This is a genomic window from Zwartia vadi, assembly GCF_030410375.1.
GTDB lineage: Bacteria > Pseudomonadota > Gammaproteobacteria > Burkholderiales > Burkholderiaceae_B > Zwartia > Zwartia vadi.
This window is the reverse complement of sequence record NZ_JAUHHE010000002.1, coordinates 265,431-290,617: the sequence shown is the minus strand read 5'-3', so window position 1 is coordinate 290,617 and position 25,187 is coordinate 265,431. Positions and strand designations below refer to the sequence as shown.

Here is a 25,187-nt window from a genome sequence, read left to right as displayed (position 1 = left end):
AATGGCTAATCCAGGCAGTCCTAGGATAGAATCGATGTGGGACATCGGTATGATCTCCATTAAAAAATGTTTCTTCGCAAAAACAAGTTTAATGAATACCGTTGTCCCCCGTTAATGATGTAGAGCCAAACTGAGCTCTGGTCGATACTCGAAATGTATGCTGTCGTAGTGCCACCATTTGCCCCCCCATATAAAGCCGTGTGACTCAAAAATTCTCACGACTTGATTCAAGGCTTCGTCCTGAAGAATTTCTAGGGGATACCAATTCTGTTTATTCGTATAACTGATACGTCCGAGATCCCAGCGCCAATATCGACCGAGTGATCGTGGCAACTTAAAGTCAATCGCTATGCCAAACGCATGCATACTTAGTCGTTGCGTGCCAGCGATATTTCTCCAATTAAAGGTGCCTAATGGTTGAGCGACATAATGTCCCAGTCCTGCTTTTTCAATTTCATCGCCAACCGCTTGCAATGCCGAAGCAGCCCCGTTGACTTTGGAAAATTGGACCTGACAACGACAGGGTGCCCAATCAATCTGAACGAGGTTGGCAGTCACTGCCGAGGCATGATGACCATACATATCCAAAAAAAGAGGTTGATGCCGCAATCGGCCCGGGTCAGCTTGGTGATCTGGTGGGGATTTCATCAGACCAGTTGAATAGAGTACGCGTAACTGGCTGTAAAGATCAGCAAAATCGAGCTCATCTTCGTAATTTTTGTACGTCTGTTGAGGATTGAAAGGGTAAGTTTGCCCAGAGCGCGACTGAAGACTTTTGTGATCTGTGGGGGGAATCAGGTGATCGGGGTAAGCTTTTGCCAGACAAATCAAACGTTTATCAGATAGAGTCGATGCCCCCGGTTCTGAGGCGAGTATCGCGCGCGACAAGACCAAAGATAAGAAAACCAGTCCACTCAAGATTCGCATGCTTTTCTAAGTCCTTTTGGAGCAGGATGGAATGGTAAACTTCATGATTGTCGATTTGTTACAGGATTAGTGCTGATGCTCTCTATTACGCTCCCCGACGGGTCGCAGCGTCAATACCCAGGACCGGTCACGGTTGCCGAGGTGGCTCAATCGATTGGTGCAGGACTTGCGCGTGCTGCCCTAGGCGGACGGATTACCCATGAGGGAAAAAGCCGTCTGGTTGACACTACGCACCGACTAGAGAGCGATACGAATCTTGCCATTATTACCGCTAAAGATGCTGAGGGTCTGGATCTGATTCGTCATTCGACTGCACATTTGTTAGCTTATGCAGTCAAGTCCTTGTTTCCTGAAGCGCAGGTCACAATTGGCCCTGTGATCGATAATGGTTTTTATTACGATTTTTCCTACAAGCGCCCCTTTACGCCAGAGGATTTGATTGCCATTGAAAAGAAAATGGCGGAGCTTGCTAAAAAAGACGAAGTCGTGACGCGTGAGGAGTGGCTGCGTGACGATGCTGTGGCCTATTTCAAAGAGATTGGCGAGACATACAAGGCCGAAATTATTGGCGCGATCCCCGGAAACGAAACGATCAGTTTGTACAGAGAAGGGGACTTTATCGATTTGTGTCGCGGCCCTCATGTTCCCAGCACTGGGAAACTCAAAGTTTTCAAGTTAATGAAGGTCGCCGGCGCATATTGGCGTGGCGATAGCAACAACGAGATGTTGCAGAGGATTTACGGTACTGCCTGGGCCACCAAAGAGGATCAGGATGCATACCTGCATATGCTCGAGGAAGCCGAGCGTAGAGATCACCGCAAGATCGGTCGAGATCTGGATTTATTTCACTTCCAGGAAGAAGGCCCTGGACTGATTTTTTGGCACCCAAAGGGTTGGGCGATTTGGCAGCAAGTTGAGCAATACATGCGTGCAGTCTATCGCGACAATGGCTACCAGGAAGTCAAGGCTCCGCAGATACTCGATATCTCACTCTGGAAAAAAACAGGGCATTGGGATAACTATCGTGAAAATATGTTTACGACCGAATCTGAAAATCGGGTCTACGGCTTAAAGCCAATGAACTGCCCGGGTCATGTTCAAATTTTTAATTCTGGTTTGCACTCCTACCGCGACTTACCTTTGCGCTACGGTGAATTTGGGCAGTGTCATCGTAACGAGCCCTCTGGATCACTGCACGGCATGATGCGCGTGCGTGGTTTTACACAAGATGACGGGCATATTTTTTGCACCGAAGATCAACTTCAGGACGAGTGTGCTGCGTTTACATCCCTGCTACAAAAGGTCTATGCCGACTTTGGTTTTACTGAAGTGCTCTACAAGGTCGCCACACGACCCGAAAAACGTATCGGTAGCGACGAGGTTTGGGACAAGGCTGAAACTGCACTCATGGAAAGCCTTAAACGAACCGGGTGTGTCTTCGAGGTGTCACCCGGAGAGGGGGCTTTCTACGGCCCCAAAATCGAATACACCTTGAAGGACGCAATTGGGCGTCATTGGCAGTGCGGGACGATCCAGGTTGATTTTTCGATGCCCCAACGTCTCGGCGCTGAGTTCGTTGACGCCTCGGATCAACGCCGTGCGCCAGTGATGTTGCATCGTGCGATTTTGGGTTCATTTGAGCGTTTTATCGGCATGCTGATTGAAAATCATGCCGGCGCGATGCCAGCATGGCTCGCCCCTGTTCAGGCCGTAGTGTGCTGTATTTCTGAACATGCGGCTGATTATGCGGCAGAAATCACACAAAGCCTGAAAAAACAAGGCTTTAGAGTAGAATCAGACTTACGCAGTGAGAAAATTACCTATAAAATCAGAGAACACAGTCTGCAAAAGGTCCCTTATATCCTGGTGGTCGGCGAAAAAGAACGTCAGGTAGGGGCAGTAGCTGTACGTGGACGTGGTGGCGTTGAGCTCGGTGTGATGCCGACCGCTCAGTTTGTTTCACTGCTAAACGAAGACGTGGCATTACGCCGCAATTCCGGTTCGCCTGCACCGCAGTCGGCCTAACTACTAGGAGTCGTCAACATCGCAACAGAAAAACCACATCGCATCAATGGTGAAATCCGAGTTCCTGAGGTGCGTTTATTAGGTATAGAGGGCGAACAGCTCGGTATTGTTAAAGTTTTCGATGCCATTCGTATGGCTGAAGAAAACGACATCGATTTGGTTGAGATCGCGCCTAACGCTGATCCGCCAGTCTGCCGTTTGATGGATTATGGCAAATTCAAATATCAAGAACAAAAACGTTTAGCCGAAGCTCGCTCCAAACAAAAAATTATCCAAGTCAAAGAGGTCAAGTTTCGCCCGGCGACTGACGAAGGTGACTATCAAGTCAAGCTTCGTAATCTAAAGCGTTTCCTCGATGAAGGTGACAAGGCCAAAGTCACGCTGCGCTTTCGAGGCCGCGAAATGGCGCACCAAGAGCTCGGTATGCGTGTACTTGAACGCGTACGGGATGACTTGACAGACATGGCTGTGGTTGAAGCGATGCCCAAGCTAGAAGGTCGCCAAATGGTGATGGTGCTTTCACCACGCAAGAAAACGCCTACAAAAGAAGCTGCGGCCTAAGTCATGCATGTTTTGTTTGTTCTGGATCCGCTTCCATCCCTAAAGGCCTACAAAGACAGCTCTGTTGCAATGATGCGGGCACTTGTTGCCCGTGGTCATTCTCTAAGTGTTGCTCTGCAGGGTGATGTATACATCCAAAACGGAGATGTCTTTGCTTGCGCGGCTCCCATCGGACTAGTCGATGGTGCCGATTTGCACGCATCGAACTGGTGGAAAGATTTAGGTGCGGCTGTTGAGATCCCCCTTAAGGACTTTTCCGCAGTAGTGATGCGCAAGGACCCTCCGTTTGACATGGAGTATGTCTACATCACCCATATGTTTGATTACGCACAAGCACAAGGCGCGCGTATATTTAACAGCGGTGAAGCTATCCGTAATCACCCTGAAAAACTTGCCATTACAGAATTTGCCAAGTTCACAACTCCCACGCTTGTGACGCGAGATATGGCCAGAATCAAAGCCTTTCACGCTGAACATCGTGATGTGATTGTCAAGCCGCTCGACGGCATGGGTGGTACTGGCATTTTCAAGCTTTCCGTAAACGAGCCCAATCTCAATGCCATCCTTGAGTCACTGACGCACAATGGTCAACGCTCCATCATGGCTCAACGCTATATCCCTGAGATCACACAAGGCGACAAGCGCATCCTGCTAATAGGTGGTGAACCTGTACCGTATTGTCTTGCTCGTATTCCACTTGCAGGTGAAACGCGTGGCAATCTTGCAGCGGGTGGTCGGGGCGTTGCCCAACCGCTTTCGAAAAGGGACTGGGAAATTGCGCGTGAAATAGCACCTCAGTTGAGCAAGCGTGGATTACTGCTGGTCGGCCTGGATGTCATCGGAGAATATGTGACTGAAATTAATGTCACAAGCCCAACCTGCTTTGTTGAAATCACAGAACAAACAGGTTTTGATGTTGGCGCTCGATTTGTCGAGGCGTTAGAACAAGCTGTTGCTCAGGCTACCTGAGAGATGGTCTCAATTTTTGTTGTGGCGCATGAGCCCCTTGCATCCGCTTTGGAGGTGTGTGCAAAACACGTACTCGGCGAGGATCCCGGCATCTTCATTTTTGATATTCAGCCTAATGAGTGCGCTTCTTCGACCTCGGCGCTTTTAGCCAAGGCATTACTGGAAGCGGACAATGGCGAAGGTGTTCTTGTTCTCACTGATTTGCCAGGCGCAACACCTGCAAATATCGCCGTTGTCGCCGCACACGCATTGCGGGAACGTGGTGTCGATTGTAGAGTGCTCGGTGGGGTAAACGCCTCAATGTTGCTCAAAGTAATCAATTATCGCAATGCAACATTAGATATTGTCATGAACAAGGCACTGCTTGGAGCCACACAGTCGGTGTTGCGTGTAGACTGACGGTATCTGCGCGAGCTAACCTCATCTTCACCCATATTCGATATGCCTGATCTTGATATCGTCGTGTCCAATAAACTTGGCTTGCACGCTCGTGCTGCGGCCAAATTAACTCAACTCGCTAGTCAGTATTCAAGCGAAATTTTTATCTCTAAAGGCGCTCAGCGCGTCAACGCCAAAAGTATTATGGGCGTCATGATGCTGGCTGCTGGCATACGTTCCAACGTCAAAGTCGAGGCAAACGGCAGTGATGCTGAGCGTGCGCTCGACGCTATTAAAAAACTGTTCGATGACAAATTCGGCGAAGGCGAATAGCCTGACGGACGACTTGCGTCCTTCACCAATGGTTTGCCTTTACGGGCAGGGGGCAGCACGCGGCTATGCAATCGGACGGGCTCTAGTCATGGGCGCCGCCGCCCTAGAAGTCGCCCACTATCGCGTGCCATTGTCTGCAGTACAAGCTGAACAAGCACGCTTGAGTCGCGCCCTAGAAACGACTCGCAGAGAAATGCTCGAACTGGCTGAAACTTTGCCAGAGGATGCGCCGCGTGAGTTGGCTGCTTTGCTCAGTGTGCACGGCATGCTTTTGTCGGATCCCTTGCTTGCAGACGAGGCCCTTAAACTGATCGAAGACAAACATTACAACGCTGAATGGGCACTCACCACACAAGGTCAGATTCTTGGTGAGCAGTTTGCAGCAATGGAAGATGAGTATTTACGCGAACGTGGTGCTGATGTCCGCCATGTCATCGAGCGCGTTTTACACGAGCTTGCGGGTTCTAGAGCATTAAGTGCGTTTGAGCTTGCTGGTGAGAGTGACGAGCCACTGATCGTCATTGCTCACGATATTTCTCCAGCTGACATGATACGGTTGCGTGGCGCTCGATTTGCAGGCTTTGCGACTGATCTGGGTGGTGCGACCTCGCATACTGCCATTGTGGCGCGCAGCATGTCGGTTCCTGCCGTCGTTGCACTCGGACATGCGCGTAGCTTGTTAAGAGACGGAGATTTAGTCATTATCGATGGCATTCAAGGTGTCTTGATCGTCAATCCTTCCCCGCTCGCACTTGAGCAGTATCAAGTGTTACAAGAGCGCTACCTAGACGATCGCACGACATTAATCGCTCTTAAAGATGTACCTGCCGAAACGCTTGATGGTATAGCTGTGTCGTTGCAAGCCAACATTGAGTTACCTGATGAGGTGGACCTTGCCCTTGCTAATGGCGCATGTGGAATAGGTCTGTTTCGTAGTGAGTTTCTATTTATTGGTCGCACTGAATTACCGAGCGAAGAAGAGCAGTATCTTGCTTATGCTTCGGTTGTTCAGGCGATGAATAATTTGCCTGTCACCATTCGTACTCTTGATGTGGGTGCGGACAAGGCCTTGGATGGTGAGGCGACTGTGGCAACAAACCCTGCGCTGGGATTGCGTGCCATCCGTTATTGCCTGGCTCATCCTGATTTATTCGCCACACAGCTCAGGGCAATTTTGAGAGCCTCGGCCCACGGGACAGTACGGATTTTATTTCCCATGGTTGCACACATGCATGAGGTTGTTGCGGCCAAGGCCGCTATTGAGTCGGCTAAACGTGAGCTTGATGCGCGCGGCCAACGCTATTCTGCAAATATTCAGGTTGGCTGCATGGTGGAAATCCCTGCGACTGCAATCGCAATTGATCCTTTTGCTGATGCCTTGGATTTCTTATCGATCGGCACTAACGATTTGATCCAGTACACGCTCGCGATCGATCGAGCGGATAATGAGGTCTCAGCGCTATATGATCCTTTGCATCCAGCGGTTCTGAAGCTGATCGCAAATACGATCAATGCTGGCATGCGTACAGGTATTCCTGTAGCAGTCTGCGGAGAAATGGCCGGTGATCCTAAACTTACTCGATTGCTACTTGGACTGGGATTGACCCAGTTTTCCATGCACCCCCAGCAACTTCTTGATGTGAAACGGGAAATCAGGAGAGGGCATTCCAATGCGCTGCGCCAACAAGTCGCCACTGCTTTGAATCGCCAAAGCACAATCGACCCATCTATCCTTCAGTAGTCACAATAAAAAAACCGACGCTACACACAGCAGCGTCGGCAAATATCAAACTCAATCCATCCAATTAACGGTGGTATGCGGATTCACCGTGGGTCGTGATGTCCAAACCTTCGCGTTCCATGTCCTCACTCACACGCAAGCCGCACATCATGTCTGCGATCTTAAAGGCAACAAAAGCAACGATTCCAGACCAAATGATCGTGATAACCATACCCTCGAGCTGAACAAATAACTGTCCGCCGATCAAACTAATCGAATCGAGACCAGGGCCTCCGAGTGCTTTTGCGTTGAAGAAGGCAACTAAAACGCCACCGACAATGCCGCCGACACCGTGAATGCCGAAGACATCCAGCGTATCGTCAGCGCCCATTATGCGTTTCAGACCATTGACTCCCCACACGCAGATGACACCTGCAGCGATTCCGATAACAAGTGCTCCAACAGGTCCAACCAAGCCAGCAGCAGGGGTGACACCCACTAAGCCGGCAATTGCACCTGATGCTGCACCGAGCATGGACGGACGGCCTTTGACAGCCCATTCGGTAAATACCCAGGCTAAGACCGCACCCACGGTTGCAATCAGGGTGTTAAACAAGGCAAGCGCGGCAATTTCGTTCGCTGCGAGCGCTGAGCCTGCATTAAAACCAAACCATCCCACCCACAACAACGAAGCTCCGATCATCGTCATAGGTAGGTTGTGTGGCTGCATGGCTTCCTTACCATATCCAAGACGCTTTCCAACTACAAACGCTCCCACTAAAGCTGCTACGCCTGCATTGATATGAACGACTGTTCCACCAGCAAAGTCAAGCGCACCTTTTGCTGCAAGCAAGCCTTTAGAAGTGTCTGAAGTAAACCAGATCATGTGTGCGACGGGAATGTAGGCAAAAGTGAACCATAAAACAGTAAACACGAGTACTGCAGAAAAACGGGCGCGCTCGGCAAAGGCCCCTACGATCAGTGCGCAGGTGATCCCAGCAAAGGTCGCTTGAAAAGCTGCGTAAAGAAACTCAGGAATGGAGCCTGTCATCGAATACACGCCATCTGCTGGATTAAACATTCCACTGAAGAATGAACGTGAAAATCCACCTACAAAGGCATTGCCTTCAGTAAATGTAAGCGAATAGCCGTATGCAAACCAAAGCAGCACTGCTACGGCGAAAGTACACATGACTTGCATCAACACGGACAGGACGTTTTTCGATCGCACCAATCCACCATAAAACAAGGCCAAGCCCGGTACAACCATCAGAAGAACTAACAGGGTTGAAACACCTACCCATGCAATATCGGCTTTATCCATTTTTAATGCTCCATTGATTCAATGAAATTAGAGTGCGGCTTCGCCGGTTTCACCTGTGCGGATGCGAATAGCTTGTTCGAGTGGCGCGATGAATATTTTTCCATCGCCAATTTTTCCCGTTCGTGCCGCCTGTTCGATTGCATCAATTGCTTGATCAACAAGGTTGTCCGCAACGGCAGCTTCAACGCGCAGTTTCGGTAAAAAATCGACTGCGTACTCTGCGCCTCGGTAGAGTTCTGTGTGGCCTTTTTGACGACCAAAACCTTTGACCTCGGTGACAGTGAGGCCCTGAACGCCCAACGAGGAGAGGGCAACTCTGACCTCGTCAAGCTTGAACGGTTTAATAATGGCAATGATGAGCTTCATGTGTGTTTCCTCGATAAAAGGGGTGTGTCGAGGATTAAGCAAAAGCCGTGCCAGCCAAATAAATTGATTTCAGGCACTGCTATAGAACTTGTTTGGCTTGAATGGCTCAAAATAAGTGCAAAGAACATAAATGAGCACTATGTTGGTGCGAAAGTATTTAGCTTATTTCTTGGGTTGACGGTTATTTTTTGGATATTTTTCGAATTTTTAAAAGTGTTTGAGGGTAAGGGTGATCGCAACTCCCTCTAAACTACCGTATTAGCTACAGGAGCACATCGTGATGAAAGCAAATGCTTGGTTTGAAGAATTTCAAAAAAATGTTTCGGAACTTATCGCTAAAAGTCCAGCTGCCGATATTGAACGCAACGTCAAGGCCTTTATGGGGCAGGCTTTCAATCGAATGGATCTTGTCACACGCGAAGAGTTCGATGTTCAGGCTGAACTATTGAGCCGTGCACATGTTCGTATTGAGACCCTGGAGCAACAGTTGCATGCTCTCGAGGCTCGTGTAGCCAAGCTTGAAAATGCCGATCAGTCTGATTGATCGTTGAGCGCTTAATTTTCGTTTGTCCGAATGCCCGATTGTTGCAAGTGCAAGTTAAGTTCAAGTCAATGAGGAGTTGACGAGCTGGATCTTTCAGCTCGTCCGGGCGTGAAAGAGTACTTAAACACGACATACTTGGCTGTTTGGAAAAAGCCATGTCACTTGCTGTTTTGCTTAGCCGCTCACTCATTGGCTTGGATGCGCCAGTCGTTCGCGTTGAAACCCATCTGGCACGCGGGCTCCCTAGTTTTGGAATTGTTGGCTTGGCAGACGCCGAAGTCCGCGAAAGTCGTGAGCGTGTGCGTGCCGCTATCCTGAGCAGCGGTTTTGAGTTCCCACTCGGGCGACTGACAGTCAACTTATCTCCGGCCGATATTCCTAAAGAATCAGGGCGCTTCGATTTGCCGATTGCTCTGGGTGTGCTGTTGGTCTCTGGACAAATATTGTTGCCAGTCACCCAACACTCAGATCCACTCAGCCCAAGATCCAACGAAGTTTCTTCACTCTTGGCTGATATCGTTTTTGCCGGGGAACTTTCTTTAACTGGTGCACTGGTTCAGACAAGAGGTGCGCTGGCGATTGCATTGGCTGTTGCGCGAACAGTTCGCAACGCAACACTGATTTTGCCTTTTACCGATGCATGTGAGGCAGCACGTGTGCCGGGCGTCAACGTTTTGGGCGCTAGAAGTCTGGAACAGGTCGTTGCACATTTGAATGGAACGGCTACGCTTGAGCCCGCAGTTGCTGCAAAAACCTTTGAAGTCGCCAGGCCCAAGACGTGTTTATCAGAGATACGCGGTCAAGTCATTGCCCGAAGGGCGCTCGAAATCGCGGCAGCGGGCGGGCACAGCTTATTATTTAACGGCACGCCAGGCCTAGGTAAAAGCATGTTGGCAAAACGCTTGCCTGATATTTTGCCTGAGTTGACCCAGGCCGAATCTCTTGAAGTTGCTTCCATTGCGGCATATGCCGGCATTTCTCAACCGTTCAATGTGCTGCGTCCGTTTCGTGCGCCACATCATTCAGCTTCTCTTGCGGCCATCATTGGAGGAGGGCTCAAGCCAAAACCAGGTGAAGCAAGCCTTGCACATCGCGGTGTTCTTTTTTTAGACGAATTACCTGAGTTTGACCGTAAAGTACGTGAAGCGCTTAGGGAACCGCTTGAAAATTACGAGATTGCGCTCGCACGGGCCAACATGAAGATTGTTTACCCTGCAGACTTTCAACTTATCGCAACGATGAATCCTTGCCCGTGCGGATGGAGCGGTCATCCCAAACGCGCGTGTCAGTGTCGTCCTGAGCAATTACTTTCATATCAAGCTCGGGTATCCGGTCCGTTGATGGACAGAATCGATTTACATGTGCATTTAACTCAAGAAAATGAAAAGTGGATGGACTTGCCACTTGGTGAGACTTCAGAAAAAGTGCGCGCTCGTGTTTGCCAAGCTAGGGTTTTACAGAAAGACCGACAGGGAAATCTCAATGCGCGACTCAGTGATAGTCAATTGGATGAGTATTGCTCGATGACTGAAGGTGCTAAATCTCTCTTGACCGTATTGATTGATCGATACTATCTCTCAGCACGGGCGATTCAGCGCGTCAGGCGTGTTGCACGAACAATCGCTGATCTAGATTTGGATAGAGAAATCGATTCGCAGCATTTTGCAGAGGCTTTTCAATATCGTTTCAAGTCGAGTTAAGCGCTTTTTGAGGTTTCAGCGGATGGAGTCTGCAAACAATGAAAATATGTCATATAATCAAAGGCTTTCTCGGTAAAGCTACACGGGAAAAGTCGTTGCAGTAAAAAAATGCAGTTCAAAAGTGATGCAGTACAAAAAGTGCGCTGGGGTTAACAAGAACTGAAAGTTGGATTTAGCCGTCTCTGGCAAATCATCTTTTCAGGGCACCTACAGAGTACAAGTCAATAAACAGGAATTGATATGCCCAAGATGAAGACCAAGAAAAGTGCTGCAAAGCGCTTTCAGGTTCGCGGCAGCGGATCGATCAAGCGAGGTCAGGCTTTTAAACGCCACATCCTCACCAAGAAAACCACTAAGAACAAGCGCCAGTTGCGCGGTTCAGCAGCGGTCGACAAAACAAACGTGGCTTCAGTTAAAGCCATGATGCCTTTCGCTTGATAGGAGATAAACAATGCCTCGCGTAAAACGTGGTGTCACGGCACGTGCCCGTCACAAAAAAGTTATTTCCGCAGCGAAAGGTTATCGCGGTCGCCGCGGTAATGTGTTCCGTATTGCCAAACAGGCGGTTATGCGTGCAGGTCAGTACGCGTATCGTGATCGTCGTAACAAAAAGCGTACATTCCGCGCTTTGTGGATTACGCGTATCAATGCCGCAGTCCGTGAACATGGCGTCACCTACAGCGTTTTTGTAGCAGGCCTTAAGAAAGCGGCAATCGAACTTGACCGCAAGGTCTTGGCAGATATGGCTGTTCATGACAAGGCTGGCTTTGCTGCCGTCGTCAATCAGGTCAAATCTGCGTTGGCTGCTTAAGCTCTGACTAGATGTATCTGTAAACGGGGCCTCTTTGGCTCCGTTTGCATTTTTAAGCTTCATTTTTAAGCTTCGTTTCTCTAAGGTTTTTCGAAATGACTCAGATAGTCAATGACCTGATTGAGCAGGCCCAGCAGCAATTTGCACAGGCCACAGATGCCGCTTCTCTTGAGAACGCCAAGGCGCGTTTCTTAGGCAAGCAAGGCAGTCTGACGGAAATGATGAAAGGGCTAGCCAAGCTTGATCCTGAAGCCAAGCGTTTAGAGGGTGCGCGGATCAATCAAATCAAACAGCAGATTGAGGCATTGCTTCATTCACGCAGAGCCGCGCTTGCACAAGCGCAACTTGATGTTCGCCTTGCCGCAGAAACTATCGATGTCAGCTTGCCCGGAAGAGGGATGGGGGCTGGAGGTGTGCATCCTGTTATTAGGACTTGGCAGCGCGTAGAGGAGATTTTTAAATCGATCGGTTTTGATGTGGCGGATGGTCCTGAAATCGAAAATGACTGGACAAACTTCACCGCACTCAACAATCCAGAAAATCACCCGGCTCGATCGATGCAGGACACTTTTTATGTTGATATGAAGGACGATAAGGGCTTGCCATTGTTGTTGCGTACGCACACCAGTCCTATGCAGGTCCGTTACGCACGTATGAACAAGCCTCCAATCAAAGTCATCGCACCTGGCAGAACGTATCGCGTTGATAGCGATGCGACGCACTCGCCGATGTTTCATCAAGTCGAAGGGCTTTGGATTGATGAAAATATTTCCTTTGCTGATTTAAAAGGCGTTTACACCAACTTTCTTCGGTGTTTCTTTGAAACCGAAGACTTAGAGTTGCGTTTTCGTCCTTCGTTTTTTCCCTTTACAGAGCCTTCTGCAGAGATAGATATGATGTTTACCTCCGGTCCTAACAAAGGCCGTTGGCTAGAAATTTCCGGCTCGGGTCAGGTTCACCCCGATGTTGTCCGTAATTTCGGACTTGATCCCGAGCGCTACATTGGCTTTGCTTTCGGCTCAGGCCTCGAGAGGCTGACGATGTTGCGTTATGGGGTTAACGATCTTCGACAGTTCTTTGAGGGTGACTTGCGCTTCTTGCGACAATTCAACGATTAATTTAGTTCAGACCCGAGACGGTTCACTATGCAATTTCCTGAGTCCTGGCTACGTGCCTTGGTAAATCCTGAGATCTCCACCGAGGAGCTGTCACATCGCTTGACGATGGCTGGCCTCGAGGTCGAGGAACTGAACCCTGTCGCTCCAGATTTTTCTGGCGTGGTAGTTGCGCAAATCATCAGTGCAGAGCCGCACCCTAATGCAGACAAGTTGCGCGTATGCATGGTCGATGCTGGCGGCAGTGCCCCCCTTCAGATCGTATGTGGCGCACCGAATGCTTCGGTAGGTATTAAAGTGCCTCTTGCAACGGTCGGTGCCAAACTTCCCGGTGGCATGACAATTGGCACGGCAAAAATGCGTGGTGTCGAGTCGTCCGGAATGCTTTGCTCCGCTCGTGAGCTTGGTTTGTCTCAAGATCACGGTGGCTTATTGGTTTTGCCAGAGAGCGCGACTACTGGTGCTAGCCTGCGTGAAGCGCTAGATCTTGACGATACCTTGTTTACTCTGAAACTCACGCCCAACCGCGCAGATTGCTTGTCGATTTTGGGTGTGGCGCGCGAAGTTGCCGCCCTGACTGGTGCCGAGCTTTGTGCCCCTGCGATAACGCCTGTTCAGGTGACGCTCGATGAGATACTTCCGGTAAAGGTTTCGGCACCAGACTTGTGCGGTCGCTTTGCCGGTCGAATTGTGCGCGGCGTGAATGCTCGCGCGGCCACTCCTGCTTGGATGGTTGAGCGTCTTGAGCGGGCGGGGCAGCGATCTGTTTCCGCCTTGGTGGATATCTCCAATTACGTGATGCTCGAGCTTGGTCGTCCGACCCATGTTTTCGACTTGGATAAACTTGCTGAGCCAAAGCTTGAAGTTCGCTGGGCACGCAAGGGAGAGTCATTGACTTTGCTCAATGAACAGAAAATCGAGCTCGACGATACATACGGCGTTATTACGAGTGGCGGTGCCCCTGAGAGCCTTGCCGGCATCATGGGCGGACTTGATGTCGCAGTGACGCTGGATACTCAAAATATTTATTTGGAAGCCGCATTTTGGTTTCCAGAAGCTATAGCGGGCCGTGCGCGTAAGCTTAAACTCAACTCCGAAGCCAGTCACCGTTTTGAGCGTGGAGTTGACTTTAATAATATCCCACAACATATTGATTTCATTACAAATTTAATCCTTGATATTTGTGGGGGGCAGGCAGGTCCAATTGATGATCAGCACATCAATATCCCTGAACGTCAGCCTGTAAAAATGAGGCTGGATCGCTGTTGCCGAGTGTTAGGGATTCGCGTGAGCCAAGCAGAGGCTGAGCAGACATTTACAAGACTAGGGTTTTCTTTCTCTGTAAGTGACGGTATTTTTGTTGTGAATCCTCCTTCTTATCGGTTTGATATTCAGATCGAAGAGGATTTGATTGAGGAAATCGCTCGAATTATCGGTTTTGAAAATATCCCCGCGCTTCCACCTGTCGCACCGGCTCGCATGCGTATGGCTCCTGAAGTCTCGCGTTCAGCGCATACAATTCGCCATCAAGCAGCCGGCTTAGGGTACCAAGAAGTGATTAACTTCTCCTTTGTTGAAGCGGCATGGGAAGAGGGCATGTGTGATCAGTCGAACCCTATTCGGTTGATCAATCCGATTGCCAGCCAATTAGCTGTCATGCGTTCTTCGCTACTGCCTGGTTTGATCGCCAACATTAAGTACAACGCCAACCGCAAGCAATCTCGTGTCCGTGTGTTTGAGCTTGGCAGAGTATTTATGCGGGACACTGCGATTCAGGATGGGGCACTAACCGTTGCGGGTATTCATCAGCCTCAATATCTTGCTCTGGCTGCATGGGGGCCTGTGCATGAGGATCAATGGGGTGAGAATACGCGCGTCGTCGATTATTACGATGTCAAGCACGACCTTGAAGTATTGTTTGGTGTGAGAGCGCCCGCCCTTAGATTCAATGTTCGTCAGCATCCTATATTGCACCCCGGACGAAGTGCCGCCATAGAGTTTGACGGGCAGCATATAGGCTGGATAGGCGAACTGCATCCCCGCTGGGTACAAGAGCAGGAGCTTTCTTCTGCACCTGTCTTGCTAGAGGTAAAACTCGATGCGTTGACCGCAGTATCAATGCCTGCCGTGAGGGAGTTGTCTCGTCAGCCGCTTGTTCAAAGAGACATTGCTATTTGGGTTTCTACCGATACGCCAGTACAGGCTTTATTGGATACGATAGCGCATGCCGTTGCTGAGGATCCTGTTTTAGGGGTGGTCCAAAACGTTGCGTTGTTTGATGTGTGGAGAGATCCTGCTAAGACCGATTCAAAGGAAAAGAGCTTGGCATTTAGAGTTTCACTGCAAGACAATGAGGTAACCCTTGATGATGCGCGTGTGGATGCTTGCATGAGCAAGATCCGTGAAGCGCTCGAAAAGGGCCATCAGGCACGTTCACGCTAGCCTTGGTTAATCGCCCAATATTAGATAATTGATAAAATGACTGAACCAAGAACGTTAACCAAGGCTGAACTCGCTGAGATGCTGTTCGATCGCGTTGGATTAAACAAACGCGAAGCAAAAGATATCGTTGACACCTTTTTTGAAGAAATTCGCGATGCTCTTGCGCGGGGCGAACCAGTCAAGCTCTCTGGTTTTGGCAATTTTCAGGTACGTAACAAACCACCTCGTCCAGGCCGCAATCCAAAAACAGGTGAAACAATTCCGATTGCTGCGAGGCGCGTTGTCACGTTTCATGCAAGCCAGAAGCTCAAAGGAGCTGTTGAACATCCAGGTGAACCTGTTTCCGCCAGTTAGCGATACACTGGTTTAACTGTATTTAGTATTCGGCTGGGTTATGACAATTACTGATAAGTCCGTTGTGCTCCCCTCTATTCCTGCAAAACGCTATTTCACCATAGGTGAGGTCAGCGACTTATGTGGGGTGAAGCCGCATGTTTTACGCTATTGGGAGCAGGAATTCACGCAGCTCAAGCCCGTCAAGCGACGAGGCAACCGGCGATATTATCAACACCACGAGGTGTTATTAATCCGCAAAATCCGTGAGCTGTTATATGAACAAGGCTTTACCATTAGTGGTGCAAGAAATCGCCTGAGCGAAGGTCGGGAGACCGCGCAAGATCCAGATGCAGCCGTGCGTCTGACCGCTCAAGAACTTCATGCCCTACGCACTGAGCTGATGGGGATCAAAGATCTTCTCTCGAGTGTCTCAACTACTCTGCTATAATCTTTGTCTTTCGGGGCGTAGCGCAGCCTGGTAGCGCACTTGCATGGGGTGCAAGGGGTCGAAGGTTCGAATCCTTCCGTTCCGACCATATAAATCAAGGGGTTACAGTCTAAATGACTGTAACCCCTTGAGCATTTTTGTACCCGTTTATTGACATACACACTTCATTTACATTTGTGTACAAGTAAAAGTCATGACACGGACGTCATCCTTCAGAGCTTCTCTGTCAGACATCGAAGCGCCTAAGAGCTGTGAAATCCCACCATTCATATTTTTAAAATTAAAGATTAATCCACCGCCAAGCGCATCAGCACATGCTTGAGTCCCCGCAAAGGGGGGATGACACAGAACGTTTGCCTGGCTGACATTTAAAACTTTGGATACGGACTGAAGGTCCAAAGTTGCGTTTGTAGAGGAAAGAAAAAATGAGCCATTTTTATTGAATTTTTTTAAATCCCATTTTTTGTTCTCCCAACTTAGACCTGCAGACTCGACGAATTGGCAAGCGAAGGAGGTTTGCTGAGAGAGAGCAGGTGTTGAAATTAAAATTGAAGAAATCGCCATGATGATTGCAATTGTTTTCATACACTCATCTCCGAATACATAGACGAATATCCATCGTTATGATTTCTGATTTTCAAACGTCAGCCTCAACAAGGATAGGCGTCTTTCATTGCGAAAATCAAAATGATTGATATTTCATCAGTGAGCTTGAAATTATTTTTTGCGATAAATTTTGCGAGGATCGAATTGGTCAGATCCCCAGTCAGTTGCAAATTATTTGGTGGGCAAAAGATCATCGGAATTTTTTGAGTTTTATTGTAAATATTTGAAAATACGACCCCTTGCCCCATGCCCGCCGTATAAGTATTCAGCATTTCCTTTTTAATGGGATCCCGGTTCCATTCGTTGTATTGTGCAATGGTGAGACCGTTTGCCCATGCAGATCCGACTATAGAGGATACGCTGACAAAACTTAAAAGAATGAATTTTTGAAAAATTTTTTTCATTTTATTAATTTAAGAAGTTGAGTAATTTCATCTTCCGTTGTATCCCAGCGGCAGACAAATCGAGCCAGAGTAGGGCCACGTCGATAAAACAACGCACCCGCATCAGCCAGCTGATCGAGCGCCTGCGGTGCCATCTCCACAAATAATTCATTGGCCTCCACAGGGGCGATGAGACGAGCTGTGGTGGACTGCTCGATGCCTTGTGCCAGTCGCTGAGCAGCAGAATTGGATTGCCGTGCAAGCCTGAGCCACAGATCGTTTTCCACATACGCGAGGATTTGTGCAGAAGCAAAACGCATTTTGGACCAGATCATGCCGGCGCGTCTGAGGTGAAATCCGATATTTTCAGCGATGTCAGGATTAAAGACTACGATGGCATCGGTCAACAAGCCGCCATTTTTTGTCACGCCGAGTGAAAGAATGTCTACACCGGCTTTCCAAGTCATCTCAGCAGGTGTGCAACCGAGATGAACAAGCGCATTGGCAAAGCGGGCGCCATCCATGTGAACATTTAATCCTTTAGCATGGGCAAGGACGCTGATGCGACTGATTTCTTGTAAGGTGTAAACAACGCCCAGATCGGTGGCTTGTACAAGGTTGACTGCAATAGGTTGACTCTTGTGTGCAAGACCAAAGCCAGCTGAGTCGAGGTGTCTTTCAAATGAATCCGGACAAACTTTTCCGTATATGCCTTCAATCGGTGTGACTTTTAAACCACCTCCAAAAAAACCGACGGCATTGCACTCGGAAGTATTGATATGGGCTTCGGGGCTACAAAATACAGCACCAAATGGCGAGCCTGTCGCAGCAAGGGCTAATGCATTCGCCCCAGTTCCTGTCGGAATGGGAAAAACGCGCACGCTGGTTTCAAATAGTTCACTGAGCCGAGTATTGAGCTGTGTCGTGATGGCATCTGCGCCATAACCAATTGCAGACCCTGTGTTCGCACGAACCAATGCCTCGATGATTTCAGGCGCAGCACTGCCACAGTTGTCACTTCTGAATTCAAGTGTTTGAGTATTCATTTCCGAGAGGTGTTTATTAGCTAAAGCTGTCATGATTCATACCAATACCTTAACCGACTTTTTATTAGTCTAGTAGCCACAAAGCTTCTTCCATATCAAGCCGGGCGTCTTGTTTTTCAGGCATATGGCATGCAACAGCAAGCAAGTATTCATGATGCAAATAATTTTGCCAAAATTTCCAATCTCTGGAGCTGTATTGATTGGGCGTTAAAAAACGAATCTTTGGCTCATTCGGCTCTGACAAATCAAATGCGTGATTTTTTAATCCTGACGTCAGCCCAAGACCCGTTGCTTTGACATAGGCTTCTTTGAGCGTCCAATAATCCAATAATCTTTTGTAGTTTTCTTTATGTTGTATGAAGTCGGAATATTCGTCTTCGCTCAATATCTCCATGGCGATATCCAAGGAAGTATTGTCACGATTCAGACATTCAACATCAATGCCTACTTGACCCATCCTTGTGATCGCCACGGCTACCATGCCCTGAGTATGGCTTAAATTAAACTGAAGATCACCGGCATGTTCTGGCTTTAAGATAAAGGGCTTGTTGTTTGCATTTCTTCTAAACGCCCACTCACCGGGCTCGCTGCCAGCATATCTTGAAAGGGCGCCTCTCAGCAGAGCGTGCGCAACGAGATAGGTATGCCTGTCTTTGGCAAAGCGAAAGTTCGCATAAGTGTTCAACTCATCGGCATCGAACGCTCTGAGATAGTGCTTAATCAATGCGACATCTTGCAGGACATCTGGCTGTAGATAGCAGACTTTGATTTCGTTAGGCGCGATCATTAGACTGGGTGGGGACATATGATTTGCAATCGATACCCTTGATCGTAAAAAAAGCGGACGATTAACGTCCGCTTTTTAGTCTATTGAGTCAAGAACTCACTAGAACATATGACAGCAGCCTTTTTTATCAGGCAGCAACTGGCTCTGCATGCGTTGCTTCAGCTGTTTGCGCAGCAGCTTGTGCTTCGGCTTTTGCAGCTTTTGCGGCAGCGCGCTTTTCAGCATTTGCCTTGAAGGCTTCAGAGGCATGATCCCATAAATTTTTATCTGTAACGGACTTAGAAAACGAGTCAGCACAGATCAGTGCAACGCCGATCGGACCCAAAGCGAGTCGCGCACCTAAACCCGCAACAGTATGAACAGCACCGTTTACAAACTTACCATCTAGCAGCAAGCTCGCACCGGGCAAAACTGTTTCTCCGATGAGTTTGGCACCATTAGCCAAAACATTGGTAGCGTTGGCCTGAATGGGTTGAACTTCTGCAGTTTGTGTTTGATGTTCAGTCATTGATCGATCTCCTAGGTTGGCCGGACGACTACTGGACATATAGCCAGTTCACTTAAGAAGTATTGCATTTTTTACCACCCTGAACAATGCCAATGCTGTCAATTGCGCACAAAAGGATGGTTTTTTTGCCAGTGGCGAGCAATATCGATACGTCGGCACACCCATACTCTGTCATGTCTCGAAATATGATCAAGGAACTTCTGTAAAGCGATCAGTCTTCCCGGACGGCCTAACAGGCGGCAATGCATGCCGATTGACAGCATTTTCGGATGGTCTTCGCCCTCGGCATACAGCACATCGAAACTATCACGTAAATATTCAAAAAAATGCTGTCCTGTGTTGAAACCTTGAGGCGTGGCAAAGCGCATATCGTTGGTGTCGAGGGTGTAAGGCACAATCAACTGAGGCACTTTTGTATTGTCGCTTTTAGTGACCTGCGTCCAAAACGGCAGGTCGTCGCCGTAATAGTCGCTGTCGTATTCAAATCCGCCGTGTTCAACGACTAGCTGGCGAGTGTTTGGACTGTCTCGGCCGGTATACCAGCCCAGAGGCCATTGACCTTTAGTCAGGTCTTTAATCATGGCCGTGGCCACCTGCATATGTGCACGCTCGGTCGTGATATCCATGTTCTGATAATGGAGCCAGCGCAGTCCGTGACAGGCAATTTCATGTCCTTGCTCTAAAAAAGCGGCAGTTAACTCGGGATGCCGCTTGAGGGCGACTGCAACACCAAAAACCGTTAATGGTAGTTTTCTTCTTTCAAATTCTTTTAAAATACGCCAAACGCCCACGCGGGAACCATATTCATAAATCGACTCCATGCTCATATGGCGAGCAGGAAAGCTTTCTGCTCCAACGATTTCAGACAGAAAACGCTCAGATCCAGGATCTCCATCTAAAACAGTATTTTCTGCACCTTCTTCGTAGTTCAAGACGAATTGCACAGCAATTTTTGCTCGGCCTGGCCAGTTGGCCTGTGGCGGTGTCGCACCATAGCCAACTAAATCGCGGGGGTAGTGCTCAGAAAAATGTGCAGTGGAAGATTTCATTTTGCAAACTCGAATGAATGGATGGAGTAAAAGAGATCGACAGCAAGCATTTGAAAATTTGACTAGATAATAAAGCGAAAGACTTTTTCTTAGAATCAGATATCCTGTTCGAAATGGCTTTTTTGTGAATAATCGGTTCATTAAGAATTGTTTTATTTCACTCTGTTGTAAAACGATTTTCATAGGTAAAGAAAAAGGTGTATCGGTTAAGATACTTATCTTTTCGAGTACAAATTTTGTTGTCTCCACAGAGGAACAGATTGAATGTCTGGAAGTCTGCTAGTCAGTGGTAACCCTCAACATTACAAGGCGATAGGCGAGGGTGGGCAGCCTGTTTATTCGGTGGCCTTTCAATTGCGCGAAGCGATTCGCTTAAAAGCGGGTGCCTCCACAGCAAACTGTCTTGCGATTCCGCAATCCAATCAACATGGCAGCATGGTTGATTGGTACTCACCGATTGCGGGAGACGTTGTGCCTTGGTCTACGGCCTCTGCACAAGAAAGAGAGCATGCACTGGCTCGATTGGATTCCGCGCATCGCACGCTTGAATCAGCCATCGAAAAAATGAAGCTTGCTCAGGCAAGGGATGATCAAGCAGAGCGTGAACGAAACACCGTCTTACCTCTCATGAGCAAGGTGTTTTACTTTCCGGATAATAATTTCATCTATTTGGTGAATGGTGAGCCAGTCATTGCTTTTTGGGGGTTCCATAGTCAAGGTGCTGGGTTGCCTTCTGACCCTTTTGTTTCACTGCGTCCTTTGCCCCACGCAACTGTTGCGAATACCAATCTGTCTGTCGCTGCAGCGTCGCGTAGGCCCTGGTGGTGGTGGCTGCTGCTTTTACTTCTCCTACTTTTGCTTTTATTTATTTTGCTGCGCAGTTGCGCACCCGTTTCATGGTTCGGGAGCGGTCAAACGCCTGTTATTTCGGTACCCAACGCAACGTTGCCTTCAGCCTTACCTTTAGCGCCCAATCAAATCGCCACTCCAACGGGTGTATCAGGCCAACCCTCTGCCACGCTTGAAACAACGCCCAGAACAGCACCAGATGGCTGGATAGGTCGCGGTGTCACGAGTGTACGTCGTTGGTGGTCTGGTAGCGATCCTGTGGCTGGGACAACGGTTCCCGGAGCAGGTGCCATGGATGCCCCCTCTGCTAATGCACCAAAGGTAGAGGCACCGAGTGCGGCCACACCGGAACTTAATCTCCCGGCTTCCGGCAGTGAAACTGCACCTAACGCGGATACACCAAACACCACACCTGCCAATATTGAAACACCTGTTTCCGAATTGCCCGGTGGTACACCAACACCAACACCAAATCCAACACCACCACAAACACCTTCACAAGCAGAACCTCCGCAGTCAGTTCCGCAACCAGGACAATCTGGCAATAGGGCGGATGCAGCTGGCAGTCAGCCGCCTGGCCAACCAATGACGATCCCGCAACAGGCTATCAACTCTGGCGACACACGCTTTCTTGATGGCGCCTGGACAGCGGGTACAGGCATACAGGATGCAAAGACTGGCAAGCCTTTGCGAATTGAATATGACTTCAGTCAAGGCAAAGGTCAGGGGAAGGTCACGATTCGCCGCGCGGATGGTTCACAATGCGTAGGCGCTGTCAGCGCACAGATGCAAGGACAATCTCTACAAATTAATGATCAAGGTGTTGCGAAATGCTCGGACGGCGGAACGATCGCATTGCCCAAGGTCACTTGTATTCCTCAGCCTAATGGTCAGGCAAATTGTCAAGGCCGTTATGAAAACGGCGCAACTTTTCCCGTGTCCATGCGACACGCACCCAAATAGCAGGACGCGACACTATGCTGTCAGAAATCACTTCTTATGAAGACCAGACCACACTGATTATGGGAAGCGGCATCCAGTTTTTGGACTTTGCCGCAAGCTTCGTTGTTAAAGGTCAGACGGGAGAGTTCGCCAAACTTGGTGAAGCTGGACCGCTCGGTCGTCTTCAGGAAGATGAAAGAACTGGAAAATTACATTTTTCTTTTGATGAAAAAAAATCGCCAGTTTCCTCTCGTTTGGACGTTGGCCTCGATCAGTCGCTCAAACTTTTTACCGATGTCTGGTTACCTGTTCCTTTCTTTCGATTCAGTCCACCCTCGCGCTTTGAGGAAGGTCCTTCAAATTGGTCGCGCGTGCGCATCACCGAAGTGCCTACAGGTTCTGATCCAGACGGTCATACCCATCGCATCACGTTTGCTTTTGATACCAAGGTTTTACCGAATCGAACCGATACTGCCTACATGGGACCTTCTGAAGACGATGTCAAAGCGGGGACAAGCTTCGCCTTTGCGCATCGCTCACATGAAATGGGTTGGTTTTTAGATCAGCAGTGGGTCGATGCATGGTTGAGGGAATTGTTTGCTGAGCTCGCGCGTCCACGTTTGAAAAAAGACGCTGAGGATATTCGCCTTGAAACTGCAGAGTTACAGCATCAAGCTCATTATTTAAACGTACTGCACCTGCTCGGCACGCAGTTGAGTTTGCCCGAAGTGAAGGTCATCTCCAACGCGCGTAACGATCTTTACAAACCTATTCCAGTTGATTTGGTTCTTGATATAGGCAACTCACGTAGTTGTGGCATTCTGATCGAAGACCATCCTCAGGAAAATGACGGGTTGCGCAGACGTTATGAACTTGAACTTAGAGATCTGACAAAACCTGAACAGGTCTATGTCGATCCTTTTGAGAGTCGGGTCGAGTTTTCACAGGCTTCTTTTGGCAAGGATCATTTTTCAGTTCAAAGCGGACGAAATGATGCTTTTTTGTGGCCAACTATTGCCCGGATCGGTCATGAGGCGGGTCGTCTGGCCAGCTTAAGACGCGGCACAGAAGGTGCGACGGGCCTTTCCAGTCCAAAGCGCTACCTGTGGGATCAGGAAAGCTTCGAACCAGGTTGGCGATTCAACACCTCGTATGTCAAGACTGAGGCTGAACCGCACGCGACCGCGGCACCAGTTTCTCGTCTGATTAATGAAATGGGTGAGGCGCTCTACACGCTGGACCCAGACGATCGCATGCCGGTTTTTCATCCGCATTATTCACGCAGCTCTTTGATGACCTTTATGCTGTGCGAGGTTCTCGCACAAGCATTGGCTCAAATCAATAGTCCGGCACAACGTTTACGTCAAAGTCATGCGCGTGTGCCGCGTCATTTGCGCTCAATTATTTTGACAGTTCCACCCGCAATGCCCCAACCAGAACGCAAGATTTTTCAGTCTTGTATGAATCAGGCGATTGGTTTGATTTGGAAAAGTATGGGATGGCATCCTGAAGACGCCGGTATGGAGACTGAGGAAGACCGGAAACTCGCCTTTCCCGAGTTTCCCGATGTGCACGTGCAGTGGGACGAAGCGACGTGTGGTCAGGTCGTCTATGTGTTTAGTGAAACACACAATAATTTTGGTGGACGTCCCGAGGAGTTTTTTGCAGCACTCGCGCGACCCGATCAGCCTAAGCGTGAGGACTCAAACGATCCTTATGTCTCGATTGCATCGATCGACATTGGTGGCGGCACCACTGATCTGGTGATAAATGAATACTCACTCGATAAAGGCCCGGATAATGCCGGCCGTGAAGTAGGAGGTAGTGCCTACATCATCCCCGAGCAACGGTTTAGAGATGGTTTCAAAATCGCCGGTGATGACATCGTACTGGATGTGATTCGTTTGGTTGTCTTGCCTTCCATTGCGGCATCGTTCAAGACTGCAGGCGTACTAGAGCCAGATGCGCTGCTTTCACGGTTGATGGGAAGCGAATCACTTGATGCCCAAGTCGCTGTCTTGCGCCAGCAGCTTACCTTGCAGGTTCTTTACCCTGCTGCCCTGCGCGTCATTAAAGAATATGAAAAGTACGATCCGCTTGATTCAGGCAATTTAGGTGTGATGAGTTTGTCTGAATTGATGTCTGATGCCGGTCAACCGACTCAAGATGTCCTTGATTATGTCAATACTGCAGTCCAAAGAGCGGGTGGGACGAGTGCGCAGGGCTTTAGTATTTTGAATGTTGGCGTCGGGATCAACCTGCGCCGCCTCCACGAACAGTTCATCCGGGGTGAGCTCAATATCTGCAAGACGCTCAAAGCGTTATGTGAAGTGGTCTATGCCTATCAGCCAGATGTACTGTTGTTGACAGGAAGACCCTCTCGTATGCCCGGGGTGCTTGCTTATGTCCGCTCGCTGTTGTCCTTGCCACCAGGCAGGATCTTGCCTATGCATCAGTACCGGACAGGTCCGTGGTATCCCTTTCATAAAAATGGCCGGATCGATGACCCCAAAAGTACTGCAGCGGTCGGCGCGATGCTCTGTTTATTGAGCCGCAGTTTAAGGTTGCCGAATTTCTTTTTCCGTTCCGCAGCATTTAAACCCTATTCAACGTTGCGGTTTATTGGAATGATCGATAACAACAATGCGATCAAAGACTCCAATGTTTTTTATCGCGATATCGATCTTGACAATGACGAATACGAGTTTCCCGACACAACGTTTGAGATGCGCGGCTCGATGAGAATCGGCTTCAGACAGTTGGCAGCTGATCGCTGGCCTGCCTCACCGCTTTATACGCTTAGTGTGGACGATCCAGAGTTAAGGGAAAAACTGGCATCGAAGGGCGTTGTCCTAAAAGTTGCGCTTCGACGCAGTGAGCGCACAGGTCCCGAAAGCTTCGAACTTGCCAGAGTGGAGGGCGGATCGAAAAGTAAAGTTAAATTCAGATTAAACACGATGGTGGATAGCGGTTTGGGTGATTCGCAGTATTGGCTTGACAGCGGCAGCGTGAGGTAGA

25 protein-coding genes and 1 tRNA gene are annotated in these 25,187 nt (G+C 49.0%); 17 read left to right on the top strand and 9 right to left on the bottom strand.

Annotated elements, in window-relative coordinates; all coding sequences use genetic code 11:
- Window positions 1-111: 111 nt before the first annotated feature.
- Window positions 112-927 carry a M15 family metallopeptidase gene (locus tag QWY27_RS03045; protein WP_290194567.1) on the bottom strand — a complete coding sequence of 272 codons (816 nt, stop codon included), beginning with the start codon at window positions 925-927 and terminating at the stop codon, window positions 112-114.
- 75 nt (window positions 928-1,002) lie between these two features.
- Between QWY27_RS03045 and thrS the strand changes: the two genes are divergently transcribed.
- The 6 genes from thrS to ptsP are packed head-to-tail and all read left to right on the top strand — an operon-like array spanning window position 1,003 to window position 6,934.
- Window positions 1,003-2,952, top strand: coding sequence for a threonine--tRNA ligase (gene thrS / locus QWY27_RS03040; RefSeq protein WP_290194565.1), 1,950 nt, complete (start codon window positions 1,003-1,005; stop codon window positions 2,950-2,952).
- A gap of 18 nt (window positions 2,953-2,970) precedes the next feature.
- Window positions 2,971-3,513: a translation initiation factor IF-3 gene (gene infC / locus QWY27_RS03035; RefSeq protein ID WP_290194604.1), complete on the top strand. Its 543-nt coding sequence runs from the start codon at window positions 2,971-2,973 to the stop codon at window positions 3,511-3,513.
- 3 nt (window positions 3,514-3,516) lie between these two features.
- A complete protein-coding gene (gshB, locus tag QWY27_RS03030; RefSeq protein WP_290194563.1) occupies window positions 3,517-4,482 on the top strand; it encodes a glutathione synthase in 966 nt (321 codons plus the stop codon).
- A 3-nt stretch (window positions 4,483-4,485) separates the two neighbouring features.
- Window positions 4,486-4,881 carry a PTS sugar transporter subunit IIA gene (locus tag QWY27_RS03025; RefSeq protein ID WP_290194561.1) on the top strand — a complete coding sequence of 132 codons (396 nt, stop codon included), beginning with the start codon at window positions 4,486-4,488 and terminating at the stop codon, window positions 4,879-4,881.
- Window positions 4,882-4,923: 42 nt separating this feature from the next.
- On the top strand, window positions 4,924-5,193 hold the full coding sequence (locus QWY27_RS03020) for an HPr family phosphocarrier protein (RefSeq protein WP_290194559.1): 270 nt from the start codon (window positions 4,924-4,926) through the stop codon (window positions 5,191-5,193).
- A gap of 28 nt (window positions 5,194-5,221) precedes the next feature.
- Complete coding sequence (gene ptsP, locus QWY27_RS03015; protein WP_290194602.1) at window positions 5,222-6,934, top strand: phosphoenolpyruvate--protein phosphotransferase; 1,713 nt, start codon at window positions 5,222-5,224, stop codon at window positions 6,932-6,934.
- 64 nt (window positions 6,935-6,998) lie between these two features.
- On the opposite strand, the gene amt is transcribed toward ptsP, so the two are convergent.
- Both amt and glnK read right to left on the bottom strand, forming a co-directional pair.
- Entirely contained in the window at window positions 6,999-8,237 is a 1,239-nt protein-coding gene (gene amt, locus QWY27_RS03010) for an ammonium transporter (RefSeq protein ID WP_290194557.1), read from the bottom strand.
- A gap of 27 nt (window positions 8,238-8,264) precedes the next feature.
- A complete protein-coding gene (gene glnK, locus QWY27_RS03005) occupies window positions 8,265-8,603 on the bottom strand; it encodes a P-II family nitrogen regulator (protein WP_290194555.1) in 339 nt (112 codons plus the stop codon).
- A gap of 280 nt (window positions 8,604-8,883) precedes the next feature.
- Between glnK and QWY27_RS03000 the strand changes: the two genes are divergently transcribed.
- The 9 genes from QWY27_RS03000 (at window position 8,884) to QWY27_RS02960 (ending at window position 16,087) form a co-directional block, all read left to right on the top strand.
- Window positions 8,884-9,147, top strand: coding sequence for an accessory factor UbiK family protein (locus tag QWY27_RS03000; RefSeq protein ID WP_290194601.1), 264 nt, complete (start codon window positions 8,884-8,886; stop codon window positions 9,145-9,147).
- Between the two features lie 155 nt (window positions 9,148-9,302).
- Window positions 9,303-10,847, top strand: coding sequence for a YifB family Mg chelatase-like AAA ATPase (locus tag QWY27_RS02995; RefSeq protein ID WP_290194553.1), 1,545 nt, complete (start codon window positions 9,303-9,305; stop codon window positions 10,845-10,847).
- A gap of 240 nt (window positions 10,848-11,087) precedes the next feature.
- Entirely contained in the window at window positions 11,088-11,285 is a 198-nt protein-coding gene (gene rpmI, locus QWY27_RS02990; protein ID WP_259659572.1) for a 50S ribosomal protein L35, read from the top strand.
- 13 nt (window positions 11,286-11,298) lie between these two features.
- Window positions 11,299-11,658, top strand: a complete 360-nt coding sequence (rplT, locus tag QWY27_RS02985) for a 50S ribosomal protein L20 (protein WP_259659573.1) — start codon at window positions 11,299-11,301, stop codon at window positions 11,656-11,658.
- Window positions 11,659-11,753: 95 nt separating this feature from the next.
- Window positions 11,754-12,776 (top strand): phenylalanine--tRNA ligase subunit alpha, encoded by a 1,023-nt coding sequence (gene pheS / locus QWY27_RS02980; RefSeq protein ID WP_290194547.1) that lies wholly within the window; start codon window positions 11,754-11,756, stop codon window positions 12,774-12,776.
- A 27-nt stretch (window positions 12,777-12,803) separates the two neighbouring features.
- Complete coding sequence (gene pheT / locus QWY27_RS02975; protein ID WP_290194545.1) at window positions 12,804-15,215, top strand: phenylalanine--tRNA ligase subunit beta; 2,412 nt, start codon at window positions 12,804-12,806, stop codon at window positions 15,213-15,215.
- Window positions 15,216-15,251: 36 nt separating this feature from the next.
- Window positions 15,252-15,569 (top strand): integration host factor subunit alpha, encoded by a 318-nt coding sequence (locus QWY27_RS02970; RefSeq protein ID WP_290194542.1) that lies wholly within the window; start codon window positions 15,252-15,254, stop codon window positions 15,567-15,569.
- Between the two features lie 40 nt (window positions 15,570-15,609).
- Window positions 15,610-15,999 (top strand): MerR family transcriptional regulator, encoded by a 390-nt coding sequence (locus QWY27_RS02965; protein WP_290194540.1) that lies wholly within the window; start codon window positions 15,610-15,612, stop codon window positions 15,997-15,999.
- A gap of 11 nt (window positions 16,000-16,010) precedes the next feature.
- Window positions 16,011-16,087, top strand: a tRNA-Pro gene (locus QWY27_RS02960).
- Between the two features lie 80 nt (window positions 16,088-16,167).
- Here the strand turns inward: QWY27_RS02960 and QWY27_RS02955 are convergent.
- From QWY27_RS02955 to puuE, 6 genes are all read right to left on the bottom strand, one after another.
- Entirely contained in the window at window positions 16,168-16,584 is a 417-nt protein-coding gene (locus QWY27_RS02955) for a hypothetical protein (RefSeq protein ID WP_290194538.1), read from the bottom strand.
- 65 nt (window positions 16,585-16,649) lie between these two features.
- Entirely contained in the window at window positions 16,650-17,009 is a 360-nt protein-coding gene (locus QWY27_RS02950; RefSeq protein ID WP_290194536.1) for a hypothetical protein, read from the bottom strand.
- A complete protein-coding gene (locus QWY27_RS02945; RefSeq protein ID WP_290194534.1) occupies window positions 17,006-18,067 on the bottom strand; it encodes a threonine aldolase family protein in 1,062 nt (353 codons plus the stop codon). Before QWY27_RS02945 ends, QWY27_RS02950 begins: the two co-directional genes overlap by 4 nt.
- A 31-nt stretch (window positions 18,068-18,098) precedes the next feature.
- A complete protein-coding gene (locus tag QWY27_RS02940; protein WP_290194531.1) occupies window positions 18,099-18,839 on the bottom strand; it encodes a 4'-phosphopantetheinyl transferase family protein in 741 nt (246 codons plus the stop codon).
- A gap of 109 nt (window positions 18,840-18,948) precedes the next feature.
- Entirely contained in the window at window positions 18,949-19,329 is a 381-nt protein-coding gene (locus QWY27_RS02935; RefSeq protein ID WP_290194529.1) for a DUF6072 family protein, read from the bottom strand.
- A 98-nt stretch (window positions 19,330-19,427) separates the two neighbouring features.
- A complete protein-coding gene (gene puuE / locus QWY27_RS02930) occupies window positions 19,428-20,378 on the bottom strand; it encodes an allantoinase PuuE (protein WP_290194527.1) in 951 nt (316 codons plus the stop codon).
- 264 nt (window positions 20,379-20,642) lie between these two features.
- Between puuE and QWY27_RS02925 the strand changes: the two genes are divergently transcribed.
- Both QWY27_RS02925 and QWY27_RS02920 read left to right on the top strand, forming a co-directional pair.
- Window positions 20,643-22,190, top strand: a complete 1,548-nt coding sequence (locus QWY27_RS02925; protein WP_290194524.1) for an SrfA family protein — start codon at window positions 20,643-20,645, stop codon at window positions 22,188-22,190.
- A 14-nt stretch (window positions 22,191-22,204) separates the two neighbouring features.
- Window positions 22,205-25,186, top strand: a complete 2,982-nt coding sequence (locus tag QWY27_RS02920) for a virulence factor SrfB (RefSeq protein ID WP_290194523.1) — start codon at window positions 22,205-22,207, stop codon at window positions 25,184-25,186.
- Window position 25,187 lies beyond the last annotated feature (1 nt).